This is a genomic window from Achromobacter sp. Marseille-Q4954, assembly GCF_943737025.1.
Classification (GTDB): Bacteria; Pseudomonadota; Gammaproteobacteria; order Burkholderiales; family Burkholderiaceae_B; genus Achromobacter; species Achromobacter bronchisepticus_A.
Genome location: NZ_CALSFQ010000001.1, coordinates 835,496 through 851,391, shown reverse-complemented (window position 1 = coordinate 851,391; position 15,896 = coordinate 835,496). Strand labels below are relative to the sequence as shown.

Annotated in this window: 13 protein-coding genes; 2 read left to right on the top strand and 11 right to left on the bottom strand. The window is 67.5% G+C overall.

The genetic code is table 11. The features are described 5' to 3' along the window. Nucleotides 1-21 precede the first annotated feature (21 nt). The 8 genes from NGK62_RS03865 to NGK62_RS03830 form a co-directional block, all read right to left on the bottom strand. Nucleotides 22-948: an allantoinase PuuE gene (locus NGK62_RS03865; RefSeq protein WP_251877490.1), complete on the bottom strand. Its 927-nt coding sequence runs from the start codon at nucleotides 946-948 to the stop codon at nucleotides 22-24. Between the two features lie 25 nt (nucleotides 949-973). Continuing rightward, nucleotides 974-1,483 (bottom strand): ureidoglycolate lyase, encoded by a 510-nt coding sequence (locus NGK62_RS03860; protein ID WP_251877488.1) that lies wholly within the window; start codon nucleotides 1,481-1,483, stop codon nucleotides 974-976. After that, a complete protein-coding gene (locus NGK62_RS03855; RefSeq protein ID WP_059375022.1) occupies nucleotides 1,473-2,111 on the bottom strand; it encodes a GntR family transcriptional regulator in 639 nt (212 codons plus the stop codon). The genes NGK62_RS03860 and NGK62_RS03855 overlap by 11 nt, the downstream gene beginning before the upstream one ends. A gap of 608 nt (nucleotides 2,112-2,719) precedes the next feature. Next, entirely contained in the window at nucleotides 2,720-4,285 is a 1,566-nt protein-coding gene (locus NGK62_RS03850) for an ABC transporter substrate-binding protein (protein WP_118931894.1), read from the bottom strand. Nucleotides 4,286-4,321: 36 nt separating this feature from the next. Further along, complete coding sequence (locus NGK62_RS03845) at nucleotides 4,322-5,458, bottom strand: C45 family autoproteolytic acyltransferase/hydrolase (RefSeq protein WP_251877486.1); 1,137 nt, start codon at nucleotides 5,456-5,458, stop codon at nucleotides 4,322-4,324. 127 nt (nucleotides 5,459-5,585) lie between these two features. Then, nucleotides 5,586-6,353, bottom strand: coding sequence for a polysaccharide deacetylase family protein (locus tag NGK62_RS03840; RefSeq protein ID WP_251877484.1), 768 nt, complete (start codon nucleotides 6,351-6,353; stop codon nucleotides 5,586-5,588). Continuing rightward, a complete protein-coding gene (locus tag NGK62_RS03835) occupies nucleotides 6,350-7,234 on the bottom strand; it encodes a polysaccharide deacetylase family protein (protein WP_251877482.1) in 885 nt (294 codons plus the stop codon). The genes NGK62_RS03840 and NGK62_RS03835 overlap by 4 nt, the downstream gene beginning before the upstream one ends. Further along, on the bottom strand, nucleotides 7,234-8,247 hold the full coding sequence (locus NGK62_RS03830; protein WP_251877480.1) for a Bug family tripartite tricarboxylate transporter substrate binding protein: 1,014 nt from the start codon (nucleotides 8,245-8,247) through the stop codon (nucleotides 7,234-7,236). Before NGK62_RS03830 ends, NGK62_RS03835 begins: the two co-directional genes overlap by 1 nt. Before the next feature lie 259 nt (nucleotides 8,248-8,506). Here NGK62_RS03830 and NGK62_RS03825 point away from each other — a divergent pair, with 259 nt between their 5' ends. Continuing rightward, nucleotides 8,507-9,277 carry an IclR family transcriptional regulator gene (locus NGK62_RS03825; protein WP_251877478.1) on the top strand — a complete coding sequence of 257 codons (771 nt, stop codon included), beginning with the start codon at nucleotides 8,507-8,509 and terminating at the stop codon, nucleotides 9,275-9,277. 46 nt (nucleotides 9,278-9,323) lie between these two features. Here the strand turns inward: NGK62_RS03825 and NGK62_RS03820 are convergent, their stop codons facing one another. The 3 genes from NGK62_RS03820 to NGK62_RS03810 are packed head-to-tail and all read right to left on the bottom strand — an operon-like array spanning nucleotide 9,324 to nucleotide 15,138. Continuing rightward, a complete protein-coding gene (locus NGK62_RS03820) occupies nucleotides 9,324-10,769 on the bottom strand; it encodes an efflux transporter outer membrane subunit (RefSeq protein ID WP_251879524.1) in 1,446 nt (481 codons plus the stop codon). Nucleotides 10,770-10,771: 2 nt separating this feature from the next. Further along, on the bottom strand, nucleotides 10,772-13,945 hold the full coding sequence (locus NGK62_RS03815) for an efflux RND transporter permease subunit (protein WP_251877476.1): 3,174 nt from the start codon (nucleotides 13,943-13,945) through the stop codon (nucleotides 10,772-10,774). Further along, nucleotides 13,942-15,138: an efflux RND transporter periplasmic adaptor subunit gene (locus tag NGK62_RS03810; protein ID WP_502802950.1), complete on the bottom strand. Its 1,197-nt coding sequence runs from the start codon at nucleotides 15,136-15,138 to the stop codon at nucleotides 13,942-13,944. Before NGK62_RS03810 ends, NGK62_RS03815 begins: the two co-directional genes overlap by 4 nt. A gap of 130 nt (nucleotides 15,139-15,268) precedes the next feature. Here NGK62_RS03810 and NGK62_RS03805 point away from each other — a divergent pair, with 130 nt between their 5' ends. Beyond that, nucleotides 15,269-15,892 carry a TetR/AcrR family transcriptional regulator gene (locus NGK62_RS03805; protein ID WP_059375005.1) on the top strand — a complete coding sequence of 208 codons (624 nt, stop codon included), beginning with the start codon at nucleotides 15,269-15,271 and terminating at the stop codon, nucleotides 15,890-15,892. The last annotated feature ends 4 nt before the right edge of the window (nucleotides 15,893-15,896 follow it).

Genomic DNA, 15,896 nt, shown 5'->3' with positions numbered 1-15,896 from the left:
GTGGGCGATGCAGAAAACGAATCAGCGCGCGGCGCCCTGGGCGGCCGGATGGTGCGCATGCCAGTGGCGAGCGATGTCGGCGCGCCGGCAGACCCAGACGTCGCCGTGCGCCGCCACGTGGTCCAGGAAGCGCGCCAGGCCTGCCGCGCGGCCCGGCTGGCCGACCAGCCGCAGATGCAATCCCACGGACATCATCTTGGGAGCCGTGGCGCCTTCCTCGTACAGCATGTCGAATGCGTCGCGCAGGTACTCGAACAGGTCCTGCCCCGTGGCCATGCCGCCGCGGATGAACTTGGCGTCGTTATTGGCCAGGCCGTAAGGCACCAGCAGGTGGGGCTTGCCGCCGACCTCGGTCCAGTAGGGCAGCTCGTCGTTATAGGTATCGGAGTCGTACAGAAAGCCGCCTTCCTCGGCCAGCAAGGCGCGGGTGTTCAGGCTGGGGCCGTAGCGGCAGTACCAGCCCAGCGGGCGCGAACCCACCGTGCGGGTGATCGATTCCACGGTGCGGCGGATGCGCTCGCGCTCTTCTTCCAGCGTCAGGTTCTGGTGCCGTTCCCAGCGCCAGCCGTGCGCGCACACGTCATAGCTCGCCGCCTTGATGGCCTCGCAGACCTCCGGATTGCGTTCCAGCGCCAGGCCGCAGCCCAGTATCGTGGCCGCCATGCCGCGTTCCTGCAGCAGCCGGTGCACGCGCCAGAAGCCGATCCGGCTGCCGTACTCGAACATCGATTCGGCCGCCAGGTCGCGCCCGGTGAAGCCTCCGGCGCCGCCCTCGGTCAGGCCGGTCTCGGATTCAGCGTCGCCGTCCGGCACCGAAGGCTCGCCGCCTTCCTCGTAATTGATGCAGAGGTTCAACGCCAGGCGCGCGCCGCCGGGCCAACGGGGATCGGGCGGGTTGGCGCCGTAGCCGACGAAATCGCGGCGCAAGTGCGGATGATCGGTAGTCATAGCGGGGCTAGCCATCGAGGTAGGGTCAATCGGAAATCGAAACCAGGGCGTGCGGAGCCGGCGCCTGCCAGAACTCGTCGTCATCGCCGCGGCCGGTCTGGCCCATCAGGACCAGGAACTCCGCCGGCCCCTGCAACACGGTCAGGCCGTGATGCCAGACGCCCACGCGGTAGCACACGCCCTGGCTGCCAGTCGCGAGAAACGCTTCCAGCCGCGCCATGTCGGGCAGATCGTCGGCGCCGGTCGGCGCCACCACCACCAGATAGGGCGAGCCCGTCAACGGCACGAAGCTCTGCGCCGCATGGCGGTGGCGTTCCATCAGCCGGATTTCCACCGGCCCCGGCGCCGCCGCCTGCACCCGGCTGACCCAGCCGGCCTGGCGAACCACCTCGGGCCCATGCCGCATGGGCTCGGTCAGATAGTGACGGCGCTCCGCGCCCTGGTGCGCGATCACCTCGCCATATGGCGCAAAGGCCTCGGGCGTGAGCGGCCGCGGGCGGATCACGCGCGGGGATGCGTCCAGGTCACGCGCCATGGCTCAGATACCCCAGCGAATTCACATAGCTGCGCCGCACGTTCTCCAGATGCGCCGCCATCGCCTGCCGCGCCCGGGCCGACTCGCCCGATAGCAGCGCTTCCACGATCGCCAAGTGTTCTTCCCGCGCCTGCACCTGCCGTTGCGGCAAGCGCTCCACATCGCACATCCGCACCTGCCGCCGCGTCGCCGTGATCATCGTCGCCAGATTCCGGTTGCCGCAGTACGCCGCCACCAGATCATGCAGCGCGTTATCGACCTCCCAATCCGACTTTTCGTCCGGCGTCTTCGCATCCAGCAAGGCCTGCAAGCGCGCCCGCAGCCCTTCCAGCGGCTCCGCCGGAATCCGCCCGGTCGCCATCGCCGCCGCCTCGCTTTCCAGCAGGCTGCGGATCTGCAGCAATTCCAGCAGGTCCGTCACGCCAAACGAGCGCACCACGATGGATCCGTTGGACAGCCGCTCCAGCATCCCTTCGCCCAACAACCGGTTCATCGCCGCGCGCAACGGCGTGCGCGACACCTCCAGCTCATCCGCCAACCGGCGTTCCTCCAACACTTCCCCCGCCGGAATCCGGCGCGAAACGATCTGGTCCAGCAGGGTCTGATAGGTGCGTTGAGTAGCGTTCATGTGTGTTGCAGCGTAAGAAAAAAGCGCGGACGACAGAGACTCCGAGTTGCCGCCGCGCGTAACGGATGAGAAGGTACCCCACTGGTATCCCAAAGAGATACCAGTAGTATCCCTAATAGGCGTGGCCGGATACGGCCAGGCAATCAGAGTGGCGAGAAAAGGGGAGAAGAAGGGAAGGCAGAGCGAAAGCGGAGAAAAAAACGGAAAGGAAGGTGCGGGGGGAGAAAACCGCAGGAGAGAAAAAACAAGACCCACGCCAGCGCGCCAGCGCACACCGCTCCGACGCCCCACCACCAAGTAAGCTGAATGCGGCCGCGCAGGCGGCCGCATTCAGCGGGCCCCGCAAACCTCGCCACTACCCACGGGTCTGACGGCGCAGCGAACCAAGAAACTCGTAGCCCGGCGGTGCGGGCCTGGTGGCTGCGAGCAACCTCGATGCGCCCGAGGGAATCTGAAGGAGTCGCCGAAGGCGAGGACGAAGATGACGAAGGGGCAGTCCGGAGCGAACGCTCCGGACCGCAATCGTGGGCGCGAGCAGCCACCAGGCCCGCGCCGCCGGGCGACCTACGAAGACCGCACCGGCACCAACAAAGACAACAAAATCAACATCAAGGAGCCGAAACCCGCTCCACCTCCCATGCCCGCGGCTTCTTGACCGCCCAAGGCTGATACCCCCTGATATCCGCCCGATAAGCCCCAATATCCAACCCGTTATACAAAGGAATACTAGGCACATCCGCCAGGAACAGCCTATGCAGCTGATCAAACGAAGCCTGCCGCTTCGCATGATCCGTATCCGACGACGCCGCCTCGATCAGCTTCAGCGCGGCGGGATTGTCCCAGACCTTGCGCGGCTGCTTCGCCTTGTCCCCCGTCACCATCTCGTAGTTCAGCGCCGCGTCCAGCCGCGCCGAATAAGGGAACGTCATCATCTGGTAAGTGCCCGCGTTATAGCGGTCCAGCTGCGTCGCCCACTCCACCACCGACAGCTGCGCCTTGATCCCCACCGCCTGCAACATCGCCTGGATGATGACCGCCGAGTTGTACGACTGCGGATAGCGCTTGGTCGTCAGGATCGTCAGATCCTGCCCCTTGTAGCCCGCTTCGCCCAGCAGCTTCTGCGCCAGCGCCGGATCGTAGTTCCAGCCCTGCTTCTGCGCCGCGTCGTAGTAGGGCGAAACCAGCGGCACGATCGAATTGTTGGGCTGGGCCAGGCCTTCCGTCACTGCCGCCGCCAGTTGCTGATAATCGATCGCGTGCGCCAGCGCCTGCCGCATCTTGGGATTGGCCAGCACCGGATCCTTGGTCTGCATCAGCAGCGCGGTCATGCTCATCACCGGCGCATGCGCCACCTTGACGTTCGGCGTGCCTTGCAGCACCGGCACGTCGCTATTGGACACGTCCTCGATGATGTCGATGTTGCCGCGCTGCAGGGCCGCCTTGGCGGTGGAATCGTCCGGCACGATCAGGAAGCGCACCTCGTCCACCAGCGGCCGCTTCGATCCCGTATAGCCGTCGCGCTTGCCGTCCAGGTTCGAATAGCCCGCGAACTTCGTCAGGCGCACGTACTCGCCACGCTTCCATTCCGCCAATTCGAATGGCCCGGTGCCGATGGGCTTGTCCCAGGAACCGTCCGCGCGCACCGAGTCCTTGGACAGGATGCCGGTGCCGCCGCAGTCGGCGCGCGCCAGTGTCGCCAGGAACAGGCTGCTGGGCTTTTCGATGTGATAGACGACCGTTTGCGCGTCCGGGGCTTCCACGCCCGTCACCTTGACCGTGCCGCGCCCGTCGAACTCGCTGGCGCAACGCCAGCCCGAATTGGCCGCGGTGTAATGCTGCCAGGTCCACAGCACGTCGGCCGACGTCATCGGCTTGCCGTTGTGGAACGTGATGCCTTCGCGCAGCTTGAAGGTATAGGTCTTGCCGTCCGGGCTGATGTCCACCGACTTGGCCAGCAGCGGCCGCACCTCGGCATCCTCGCCGTAGGCCACCAGGCCCTCGACGATGTGCAGCACCACCGCGTCGCTGTTGCTGTCGCGGTTGACGCCGGGTTCGGTGGAGCGGATGTCCGCCGTCAGTGAAATGCGCAGCGGCGGGGCCGATTGCGCCCAGGCCGCGCCGGCCATGGAACCCAGCGCCAGCGCAACCGCGGCGCTCAACAAATGGTTTTTCATCGATACGTCTTCCTGGGGTTGCGCGGGCGCGCCGCTTCAGGCGGCAGCCAGCAGTTCGGGTTCGGCGTTCAGGCTGTAGCGGGTGAAACTGCGGTTCAGCGCCGGCAGCGGCGCGACTTCCATCAGGCCGGCTTCCGGCTCCATGATCACCATCGCCACCGTGGCCGACAGGTTGTCGTGGCTGCCGGGGCGCGGCGGACGGCAGACCGAATAGGGCGCGCCGAAGTCATCGAACAGCGCGCGCTTCAAGTCTTCGCGCGTCAGCTTGGATTGCTCGTTCAACAGGCGGCGCACGCGCCAGTCGCGGTAGGCGCTTTCCGGCGTGCTGGCGCGGCCCGTGTCGCGCAGCTTGCACAGGGCCACGTCGCTGACCCAGTGGTTGGCGTGGACGATGAGGTCATCGCTGCCCGGGTAGATGGGGAAGGCCTCGTCGGTGGTGCATTCGTAATCGACCCCGAAGCCCGCCGCCATGCCGATCATGATGTTGTTGGAGCAAGACTTGGGCGTGGTTGCCACCGCCTTGATCGCCAGCGCGAAGTGTTCCTGTTCCAGCACCTTGCGGCGGATCAGCGACAGCGGCACGCCCAGCTGGCGGAAGTCGCGGTCGGATTCCAGGTAGTTGGCGGTGATCGAGACGCCGGCGCTGTTCAGGCCGCTGCGCGCCAGGCCGCCCGCTTCGACGAAGGTCAGCATGTCGGGGCCGTTGTCGTTGCGCACACGCAGCACGATCGCGGTCTCGGCGCATTCCGCGCGCCAGTCCCAGTTCTGGCCATGGATCAGGCGGCCGTTGGCCGAGCGCGTCGGCAGGATCAGCGCGCCGGTGCAGCCGTCGCCCGGCTCCAGTTCGGCGGCCTTCTTCTTTTCGGCGCGGGCCTTGGCGATGACTTCGGTGCGGGCGTTCACCATCACGATGTCTTCGAACGGCACGTCGGCGCCCGCGGCGATGCCGCGCATCTCTTCCAGGTAGTGCGGCGCGAAGTTCTCGATCTCGCGGGCGAAGCCGTTGATCAGCTGGGTGCGCGCCATGGCGTCATAGCCCAGGTCGACCAGGGTCTGGCCGTACATCTTGGCGCTCTTGCGCACGCGGTCGGCAGCTTGCTGGCCATAGGAGCGGCCGCGGGCCTCGGGCGCGCCCGAAACCGATACGAAGGGAAATTGGGTGATCTGGGTCATGGACATAGGGCGGCGCGCCGCGCCGCAATCTGGGGGTGGAAATTGGTTGGCGAAAAAATGTTAGCTTATTTTGGCGCCAATATTGCTCAGGGTTTACCAGTGCAAGCAGGCCATGGGCGTCCTGCGTTCAGCGCGTATGGTGGGAGGCGGCGGCCAATTCGGCGCAGGTCTTGAAGCTGGCGCCCGCGGCGCGGAAGCGCTCCAGCAGTTGCTCGACTTTCAGCAGCCTGGCCGCGCGGCCCACGCCGTTGTCGGCGCGCGGATGCAAGGTCAGGCAGGCATAGCCATCGGCCGCGAGCAGCGCGTCGCCTTGTTCCACCCAGTGCGCGTAGGCGCGGTCCTGCGTCACGCGGCGGCTGAAATGGGTGGCGTCGCACAGGCCTTCGCTCCAGGGCAGCTCCAGCATGCCGGGGCCGCCGTCGGCGTCCAGGGCGTAGGGGGCGTCGTCGTCGATTGCGCTGCTGTCGTAGCGATAGCCGAGCCGGTGCAGCAGCGGTACGGTGCTGGCGGTAAACGCGCTGGCATAGCGAAAGCCCCGCGGCGGGGCGCCGGTCAGTTCGGCCAGCCGGTCGCGGGCCCGTTCCAGCACTTCGCCTTCGCGCTCGCCCAGCGCGGGCAGGTCTTCGTAGGCATTGCCTTGCGAGGCTGCCTCGTGACCGTCGCGCAGGCTTTGTTCCAGCAGGCCGCGGCAGCGTTCGGCTTCGAACACCGGCCAGAACAGCGTGGCGCGAATGCCCTGGCGGCGCAGCATGTCCAGCACGCGCGCCAGGCCGCCGCCGTAGGTATAGCGGCCATGCGCGTCGCGGCCGTGCAGCGAGGCTTCCGGCTGGGTCGCGGCTTCGGGGCCGATGCCCTGCACATTGAGGGTGACCAGTACGGTTTTGTCGGCGCTCATGCGCTTCTCCAGGCGTCGGGGCGGGCAAGGCAGTGGCGCGCCAGCGCTTCCAGCGTCATGACGTGCACATCGGGTTGGGCGGCCAGATAGGCCAGGAAGCGGTCCAGCGCCGCGGCGCGGGCCGGCGTGCCGGAACCGCCGGCAGCCTTGGGGTGCACGGTCAGGTGCACATAGCCTTCGGCCTGGCGCAGCGCCTCGAATTCCTGCACCCAGTTGTCATACGCTTCCGCCGCGAGGCTGTGGCCCGAAAAGTAAAACGGATAGTCGTCCAGCGAGACCGTGTTGTTCGGCAGCATGATGAAATCCGCCGTGTCCGCCGGCAGGTAGGGACGGTCCTGGTCCTTTTCGCTGGCGTCGTAGCAATAGCCCAGGCGTCGCAGCGCGGGCAGGGTCCGATGGCTCTTGCGGCCCGAAGGCGAACACCAGCCCGCCGGCGTCACGCCCAGCTCGCGCTGGATGATGCGATGGGTTTTCTCCAGCAGCGCGGGCTCGTCATCGCCCAGGTCCCAGGCTTCGTGCAGATAGCCGTGGGCGGCGATCTCGTGGCCTGCCTCCAGGATGCGGTGGAAGGTCGCCGGATAGTGCTCGACGTCGTAGCCGCAGGCGAAGAACGTGGCAGGCATGCCGTGGCGCGCCAGGATCTCCAGGTGCCGCGCCACGCCGCGGCGGATGGCATAGCGGCCCGCGGTATGGGGACCGGCCGGGAACTGCTTGCGGCCGACCTCGACGGCGGGGCCGTCGACGTGGACGGTGACGCAAACCACCGCGCGCACCGGCGCGGCGCCCGCGGCGCGCAGGCCCTGCGCGCGCAGTTCGCGGTCCAGCGGCAGCCAGGGATTGGCGCTGGCGTCCAAGGGGACGCCGTAGGGTATGCGTTGCATCAGGTGGCCTTGATGTCGGCGTTCTTGATCAGCGTGCGCCACTTCTCGCTCTCAGTCGCGACGAAACGGCTCAGTTCTTGCGGGGTGCTGCCGTGCAGCTCCAGTCCGTTCTGCGTCAACTGCTCCAGGGCGGGCTGCTTGAGCGCGCTTTGCACGGCGCCATTGAGCGTCTGGATGATGGCGGCGGACGTGCCCGCGGGCGCGAACACGCCGTTCCAGCCTATGGCCTGATAGCCGGGAAAGCCCGATTCCGCCACGGTCGGCACGTCGGGCAGCGCCTGCGCGCGCTGCGCCGAGGTCACGGCCAGCGGGCGCGACTTGCCGCCGCGGATGAATTGCTGCTGGTTGATCACCACGTCCATCAGGATCGGAAACTGCCCGCCCAGGAAGTCGTTGACCGCGGCCGCCGCGCCCTTGTACGGCACGCCGGGCAGGTCCAGGCCGGCCGTGGCCTTGAGCAGTTCCATGGCCAGGTGGGCAGAGCTGCCGTTCTGCGTGATGCCATAGAAGTACTTGCCCGGATTGGCCTTGATGAGCGCGACCAGCTCCTGCAGCGTGCGCGCCGGAAACGACGGATGCACCACCAGCACGTTGTTGTAGTAGCAGACCATGGACACCGGTTCGAAGTCTTTGACCGGGTCGTAGCCGATGTTCTGGTACAGGCTCTGGTTCACCGTGTGCGTGCCGGTGGAGCCCAGCGCGATGGTGTAGCCGTCCGGCGCCGAACGGGCGGCCTGCTGGGTGCCGATGTTGCCCGCGGCGCCGCCCTTGTTGATCACGACCACGCTTTGCTTGAGCGCCTCGCCGATGCCCTGGGCCAGCGGCCGGGCCACCAGGTCGGTGCCGCCGCCGGCCGGGAAGGGCACGATGAACTGGATGGCGCGTTCGGCCGGATAGCCGGCCGCCCAGGCGCGGCCAGGCCGCGCCAGCGCCGCGCTGGCCAAGGTGGCGGCCGAGGCCCCCAGGAAATGCCGGCGGCTGATGCCACCCTTGGTGCCGCAAGACTGCTTCATGGATTTTCCCCTGATGTTTTCCGCAGGTGCAGTGGCGTGTTGGACGTCAATCTGCCCATTGCTTGAATGTCATTATTCGATAAAAAATAATTCAATCCAATTAGTTTTTATCTATAAATGATAAAAAATAGGAAAACGATAGTTTGGGTCTTGAGCTTGGGCTGGGTGCGATAGGCTGCGCCAATGGCACAGGCGCGCCGCACGCACCCCTGTGATACGCTGCGCCCGATCCCGCGTTGTTCCCCGCCCCACGACCGCCATGTCCACCCTGAAGCGAGCCCTAGCGATACTTGACCTCTTCAGTCTCGAAACCCCGGTGCTGTCGGCGGAAGAGATCATTTCGCGCCTGTCGTATTCGGCGCCCACGGGCTACCGCTACATCCGCGACCTGACGGACCTGGGCTATCTGCTGCGGGTGACGGGCGAAGGCTACAAGCTGGGGCCGCGCATCATCGAACTGGACCACCTCATCATCGACGGCGATCCGGTGCTGGGCGTGGCGCGTCCGATCATGCGCGAGGTGGTGGACCAGGTGGGCGGCGACGTATTGCTCAGCGTGATCCACGGCCTGCGCATCCTGAACATCCACCACGAGCGCGGTCCCGACGAGCTGGGCATTCCGCACGGCCGCGGCCGCGCCCATCCGCTGTTCCGCGGCGCCACGGCCAAGACCATCGTCGCGTTCCTGCCGCGCAAGGACCAGCGCCGCCTGTACGAAGCCCATGCGGACGAGATCCGCGATCTGGGCCTGGGCGCGACGCAGGCCGAATTCACCGGCAAGCTGGACCAGATCCGGGTGCAGGGCTTTTATCTGGGAGTGGGCGAGATCTCGCCGGAGCGGGCGGGCATCGCGGTGCCGGTGTTCCAGGAGGACCGCCGCGTGTTCGGCGCGCTGACCGTCACTTTTCTTGCGGCCCGGCTCAACACCATCGCGCAGGACAAGACCACGGCCTTGCTGCAGTCGGCCGCCCGCCGCATCGAATCGCTGGCGCTGGCCACGCGCATGAAGGAACAAGCCCCCACGCCGTGAGCGCGAGGGCTTGCGTGCGGGCCTGCGGCGATCTTGGCTGGATGCGCTATTGCTGCGCGGCGCGGGCCGGCGACCCCATGGCCTGGAACAACGCCGCCGTTTCGGTCAGGCGCGCATTGGCGTACTCGATCTCGCGCAAGCGGGCCGCCACGTAATGCTGTTCCGCAGCGTATTCGGTATAAGGCGCCAGCGCGCCCAGCCGCACGCGGCTGGCGGTGTTGCGGTAGGACTGTTCGGCCGAGCGGCGCGAGGCTTCGGCGGAGGCCAGCGCCTGCCCGTCGGCATCCAACCGCGACAGCGTGTCGGCCACGTCGCGGAAGGCGGTCAGCACGGTCTGCTTGTATTGCAGCAGCGCGGCTTCGTAGCGTTCCTTGGCCGCGCTGCGTTCGGCCAGCAGCGCGCCGCCATGGAAGATGGGCTGCGTGAGCGTAGCGCCAACCGCCCAGATGGCGCCGGCGCCCGACATCGCCGCGGGCCAATTGAAGCCGCTCTTGCCCATGGACGCGGACAAGGACAGGCTGGGGAACAACTGCGCGGTGGCCAGGCCCACGTCGGCCGCGGCGGCTTGCACCACCGCATCCGCGAACAGGATGTCCGGGCGCGCAGCCAGCAGTTCGGACGGCACCACCACCGGCACTTGCTGCGGCACGGCCAGCATGCTGAAGGCGAGATCGGGTGGGGCCTGGTCTGGGTTGCGGCCCAGCAGCACCGCCAGCGCATGGCGCGTCGCATGCCAGCGCGCGCGCAGGCCGGGCAGGGACGCTTCCAGCGTGGCGGCGTCCTGGTCCGCGTCCAGCGCGTCGTTCTGCGAGGCCGAACCCAGTTCGTAGCGGCGCTGCGTGTCGCGCGCCACCTGTCGCGCCAGCACGACCTGCTTTTCCGTCAACGCCACGCGTTCGGCCAGTGCGGCGGCAGTGATGGCGCCGGTGACGATATTGCTGGCGAGCGAACGGCGGGCGGATTCCAGCTGGAAGGCCTGCTGCTCGACCTGGGCCGCGAGCGAGGCGTTGGCAAAGCGCGCCGCGCCGAACAGGTCCAGGTCGTACTTGGCGTGGATCTGGCCGGTGAAGACGTTGTACTGCGCGGTCGGTTCGTGCAGGTTCGGCATGGTCAGCGCGCGCCGGCGGGAGGCGTCGGCGCCCGCGTCCACCGAAGGCAGCAGCGACGAATTCACCTGGCCGCGCAGCTGTTCGCGCGCGCCGGCCAGGTTGCGTTCGGCGGCGGCGAGGTCCGGGCTGTTGGTCAGGCCTTCGGCCACCAGCGCGTTCAGCGCCTCTGATTCATAACGCTTCCACCATTCGGGTACGGGCCGCGCGCCTGGTTCGAAGCGTTGCGCCACGCCCTGGGCGGTGGCGCTTGCGGCGGGCGTGGCTTCGACGCCGTATTGCGCCGGTTGCGCGACCGCGGGCGGCTTGCTGCTGGGCGCGAAGGCGCAGGCGCCCAAGGCCAGCGTCAGGGGCAGGGCGGCCAGGCGCAAGGAAAGTCGGTTCATCGTCATGCTCCCCGTTCCACCGTGTCGCCGGCGTTGGCGCCCGGCGGCACGCCTTCGGGTTCGTCGCGCTCGTCGTGGCGGACGCGGAACCACGCGGCATACAGGGCCGGCAGGAAGAACAGCGTCAGCACGGTGGCGATGGTGATGCCGCCCATCAGGGCGGTGGCCATGGGGCCGAAGAAGTTGCTGCGCAAAAGCGGGATCAGGGCCAGCACGGCGGCCGCGGCCGTCAGGGTAATCGGGCGGAAACGGCGCACGGTGGCGCCGACGATGGCGTCCACGCGCTTGTGGCCGGCGCCAATGTCCTGTTCGATCTGGTCCACCAGGATGACCGAGTTTCGCATGATGATGCCGAACATGGCGATCACGCCCAGCATGGCGACGAAGCCGAAGGGCTTGCCGAACAGCAGCAGCGCCGCGACCACGCCTATCAGTCCCAGCGGCGCGGTTAGCACCACCATCAGCACGCGGGCGAAGCTTTGCAGCTGCAGCATCAGCAGGGTCAGCACGGCCACCGCCATCAGCGGCATCTGGGCGTTGATCGAGGACTGGCCCTTGGCGCTTTCCTCCACCGGGCCGCCCACCTCGACGCGGTAGCCGACGGGCAGTCCGGCGCGCAGGGCGTTGAGCTTGGCGTCGATGGCGCGGGTGACGTCGATGCCTTGCGCGCCAGCGGCGACGTCCGCTTGCACCGTGATGGTGGGCTGGCGGTCGCGTTCCCAGATGACGCCGTACTCCAGGTCATAGCGCACGTGGCCCAGGCTGCCCAGCGGCACCGCGCCGTTGGGCGTGGGCATGGCCAGGGTGCTCAGGCGCGCGGGGTCGATCCGCTCTTCCTGCGGCGCGCGCAGGCTCACGGTGATCAGCTTGTCGCGTTCGCGGTATTGCGTGACCGCGTAGCCCGACAGCGTCATGGCCAGGAAGTCCGAGATGTCGCTGGAACTGACGCCCAGCTCGCGCGCCTTCTGCTGGTCGATCTCGAAGCGCACCGAACGTTCGGACGGCTCGTCCCAGTCGAACTGCACATTGGTCGAACGCGGATCGGCGCGGACTTCGGCTGCCACCTGTTCGGCCACCGCGCGCACGTCGGCGATCTTGTCGCCGCTGACGCGGAACTGCACCTGGAAGCCCACGGGCGGGCCGTTCTCCAGGCGTGACAGACGGCTGCGGATGGCCGGGAACTGCTCGCGCAGCACGGGCTGCAGCCATTGCGCGAGCTTCTCGCGGTCCTCGACCGAATGCGTGGTGATGACCAGCTGGGCGAAGTTCGGGGTGGCGAGCTGTTGGTCCAGCGGCAGATAGAAGCGCGGCGCGCCGGTGCCGACGAAGCTGACCGAGTGGTCGATTTCCGGACGGCCTTCCAGCGTCTTTTCCAGCCGCTCGACCTGGCGCAACGTGGCCGCGAACGACGCGCCTTCCTGCAGGCGCACGTCCACGAGCAGTTCGCTGCGGTCGGAGCTCGGGAAGAACTGTTGCGGCACGAAGCGGAAGCAGGCCATGGCAGCCACGAAGACCAGCGCCGTGGCGCCCAGCACCAGGTAGCGGCGGTCCACGCACCAGCCCACCCAGCCGCGCAGGCGCTGGTAGAAGCGGGTGTTGTAGATATCGTGTTCGTGGTCGTCGGGCAGATGGGCTTCGCGTTTGCGCTCGGGCAGCAGGCGGTAGCCCAGCAGCGGGATCAGCACCACGGCGGCGAACCAGGAGGTGATCAGCGCGATGGCGGACACCTGGAAGATGGAACGGGTGTATTCGCCCGTGCTGGACTTGGCCAGCGCGATCGGCAGGAAGCCCGCCACCGTGACCAGGGTGCCGGTCAGCATGGGGAAGGCGGTGCTGGTGTAGGCGAATGCGGCGGCGCGCGCGCGGCTCCAGCCCTGTTCGAGCTTCACTGCCATCATTTCGACCGCGATGATGGCGTCGTCCACCAGCAGGCCCAGCGCCAGCACCAGCGTACCCAGGGATACCTTGTGCAGGCCGATGCCGAACATGTCCATGAACAGCGCCGTGACCGCCAGCACCACCGGGATCGAGATGACCACGACCATGCCGGTGCGCAAGCCCAGCGACACCAGGCTCACGGCCAGCACGATGGCCACGGCTTCGGCCACGGAGCGCAGGAAGTCGTCGACCGAATGCGATACCGCCTTGGGCATGCTGGAGACTTCCTTCAGCGTCAGCCCGACGGGTAGCTGGGCCTGGAGTTCTTCGAACTTGGCGCTCAAAGCCTTGCCCAGATGGACCACGTCGCGCCCCGGCTGCATGGTGATGCCTATGCCCAGCACGGAGCTGCCGCCCAGCCGCATCTGTTCGACGGCCGGGTCTTGGTAGCCGCGGCGGATGGTGGCGATGTCGCCCAACCGGATCGATTTGCCGTTGACCCGGATCAGCGTGTCGGCCAGGACGCGGCTGTTGGCGTACTGGCCGCTGGGCCGCACGAAGACGCGGTCTTCGGCGGTCGTCAGCGTGCCCGCGCTCGTCACGGCGTTCTGGCTGTTGATGGCCTGGGCGATCTGCTGCGCCGAAACGCCCAGTCGCGTGAGCTGGGTGTTGGAGATCTCGACGTAGATGTGCTCGGGCTGGTCGCCGAAGTAATCCACCTTGGCCACGCCCGGCACGCGCAGCAGCACGGTGCGCAGCCGGTCGGCGTAGTCGTGCAGCTGGGCGGGCGAAAAGCCGTCGCCCTGCAGCGTGTAGATGTTGGTGTAGACGTCGCCGAATTCATCGTTGAAGAAGGGGCCTTGCACGCCCGGGGGCAGCGTGGCCGAGATGTCGCCGACCTTCTTGCGCACCTGGTACCACTGCTCGGCCACGGCGCTGGCGGGCGCGGAGTCCTTCATGGTGTAGAAGATCAGCGACTCGCCCGGCCGCGAATAGCTGCGCATGAAGTCCGTGTTGGGGGCTTCCTGCAGCTTCTTGCCGATGCGGTCGGTGATCTGTTCCTGCACCTGCTGCGCGGTGGCGCCGGGCCACAGCGTCTTGATGACCATGACGCGGAAGGTGAAGGGCGGATCTTCCGATTGCGCCAGCTTCGAGTACGACAACACGCCGAACAGCGTGATCAGCGTGATGATGAAGACGACCAGCGGCTGGTGCCGCAGCGCCCAGGCCGACAGGTTGAAGCGGCCTTCCTCGTGGCGATGCGCCTGGGTCGCAGCGTCCTGCTGCGGGCCGCTCATGAGGCGAAATCCTCGGGATGCAGCGGCGGCACGGCGCGGACTTTCTCGCCGGCGGCCACCGTGTGCACGCCTTGCCAGACCACGCGTTCGCCGGCCTGCAAGCCCTTGGACAGGGTGACGGTGCGGGCGTCGTAGCGCAGCACCTGGACGCGGCGCAGCTCCAGCGTGTCGGCGTCCGGCTTGACGATCCACACGGCGGGCGCGGGGCCGTCATGGAACAGCGCGGTGGCCGGCACCGTGTAGGTCGTCAGGCTTTCGCCTGAGCGGTTGTCGAAGCTGATGTTGGCCGTCATGCCCAGGCGCACCTCCGGGGTCGGGGATTCCAGCGTGAGCTTGGCGCGATAGGTGCGGCTTTGCGGATCCGCGGCCGGCGCGATCTCGCGCAGCACCGCGGAAAACGTCTGGCCGGGCAGGGGGCCGAGCGTGACGCTGGCGCGCTGGCCGATGGCCAGGCCCGCCAGCACGCTTTCCGGTACGTCGCAGATGGCATCGATGTCGCCGGACCAGGCCAGGTTGTAGACCGGCTCGCCGGCGGCCACGTTTTGTCCGGTGTCCGCCTGTTCCGCGGTGATGACGCCAGCATGGTCGGCCTGCAGCGTGGTGTATTTGAGCTGGTCGGCCGCCAATGCCGCCTGCTGTTGCGCCTGGTCGCGCTGCGCCAATGCCGTGGCGTAGTTGTTGCGGGTTTGCTCCAGCTGGGTCGCAGCGATCAGGTTTTCGCGGGCCTGGGCGCGGTCGCGGTCCAGCTGCTGGCGCGCATAGTCCAGCTGGTGCTGGGCCGCCGACAGCTGCGCGCGGGCGCTGGCCGCGTTCTTGGCGGCGTCGGCCGGATCCAGCTTCGCGACGATCTGCCCGGGGGTGACGGCATCGCCCAGCCGGACCTGGCGCTCGATGATCTTGCCGCCCACGCGGAACGACAGCGGCGTGCTGTAGCGCGCTTGCACTTCGCCAGGCAGCGTCCAGGCCGGCAAGCGTTCATCGGCCTGGGCCGGCATGGCGACCACCGGACGCGGCGCGGGCGGGGGCGCCTCGTTGCGGCCGCAGGCGGCCAGCAACAAGGCGAGGGCGGCTGCGCCCGGCAGCGACAACAGGCGCGGCCAACGGCGGGAACGGGTGGAGGGCGAAAGCGGCGCCGCGGGGGCGGCCGCGGCGGAGCGCGCGGCAAGGCGCGCGGCAGGGCCAGGGCAAGTCACGTAACACCTCGCGGCGCGGAAATTCGGGAATAAGGGCCGGTTCCGGCCCGATACGGCCTGGATTCTAATACAGGTATGAATTCAGATTCAATTATGAATTTGAAATGCGCCCCAGTGCTAAACTCGCGCCATGTCAAAAGTCCGCCTTACGCGAGAGCAAAGCCGTGATCAGACGCGCCAGCGTCTGCTCGACGCTGCGCAATCGATTTTTGTAGCGAAAGGGTTTGTGGCGACCAGCGTGGAGGACATCGCCGAACAGGCGGGCTACACGCGCGGAGCCTTCTATTCCAATTTCAGCAGCAAGTCCGAACTGTTCCTGCAACTGCTCAGACGCGACCACGAAAGCGTCATGAACGAGATGCGCGCCATCTTCGAGGACGGGTCGTCGCGCCCGCAGATGGAAGCGCGCGTGCTCGAGCACTACTCCACGCACTTTCGCCAGAACGACTGTTTCCTGCTGTGGATGGAAGGCAAGCTGCAGGCGGTCCGCGACCCTGAATTCCGCGAGGGCTTTCTGGCCTGTATGCGGGAATTGCGCGCAGCCGTCACGGACTACGTGCAGCAGTTTTCGGCCCGGGTCGGCACGCCGCTACGCATGCCGCCGGAGCAAATGGCGCTGGGCTTGCTGGCCCTGTCGGACGGCATGCAGTTCAGCTATGCCTTCGACCCGCAGGCCGTCACGCCGGAAATGACCGAGGCCGTGCTGGCCGGTTTCTTCCGCAGCGTGGTCTTCGGCGAACCGAAGACCGAGTAAGGCG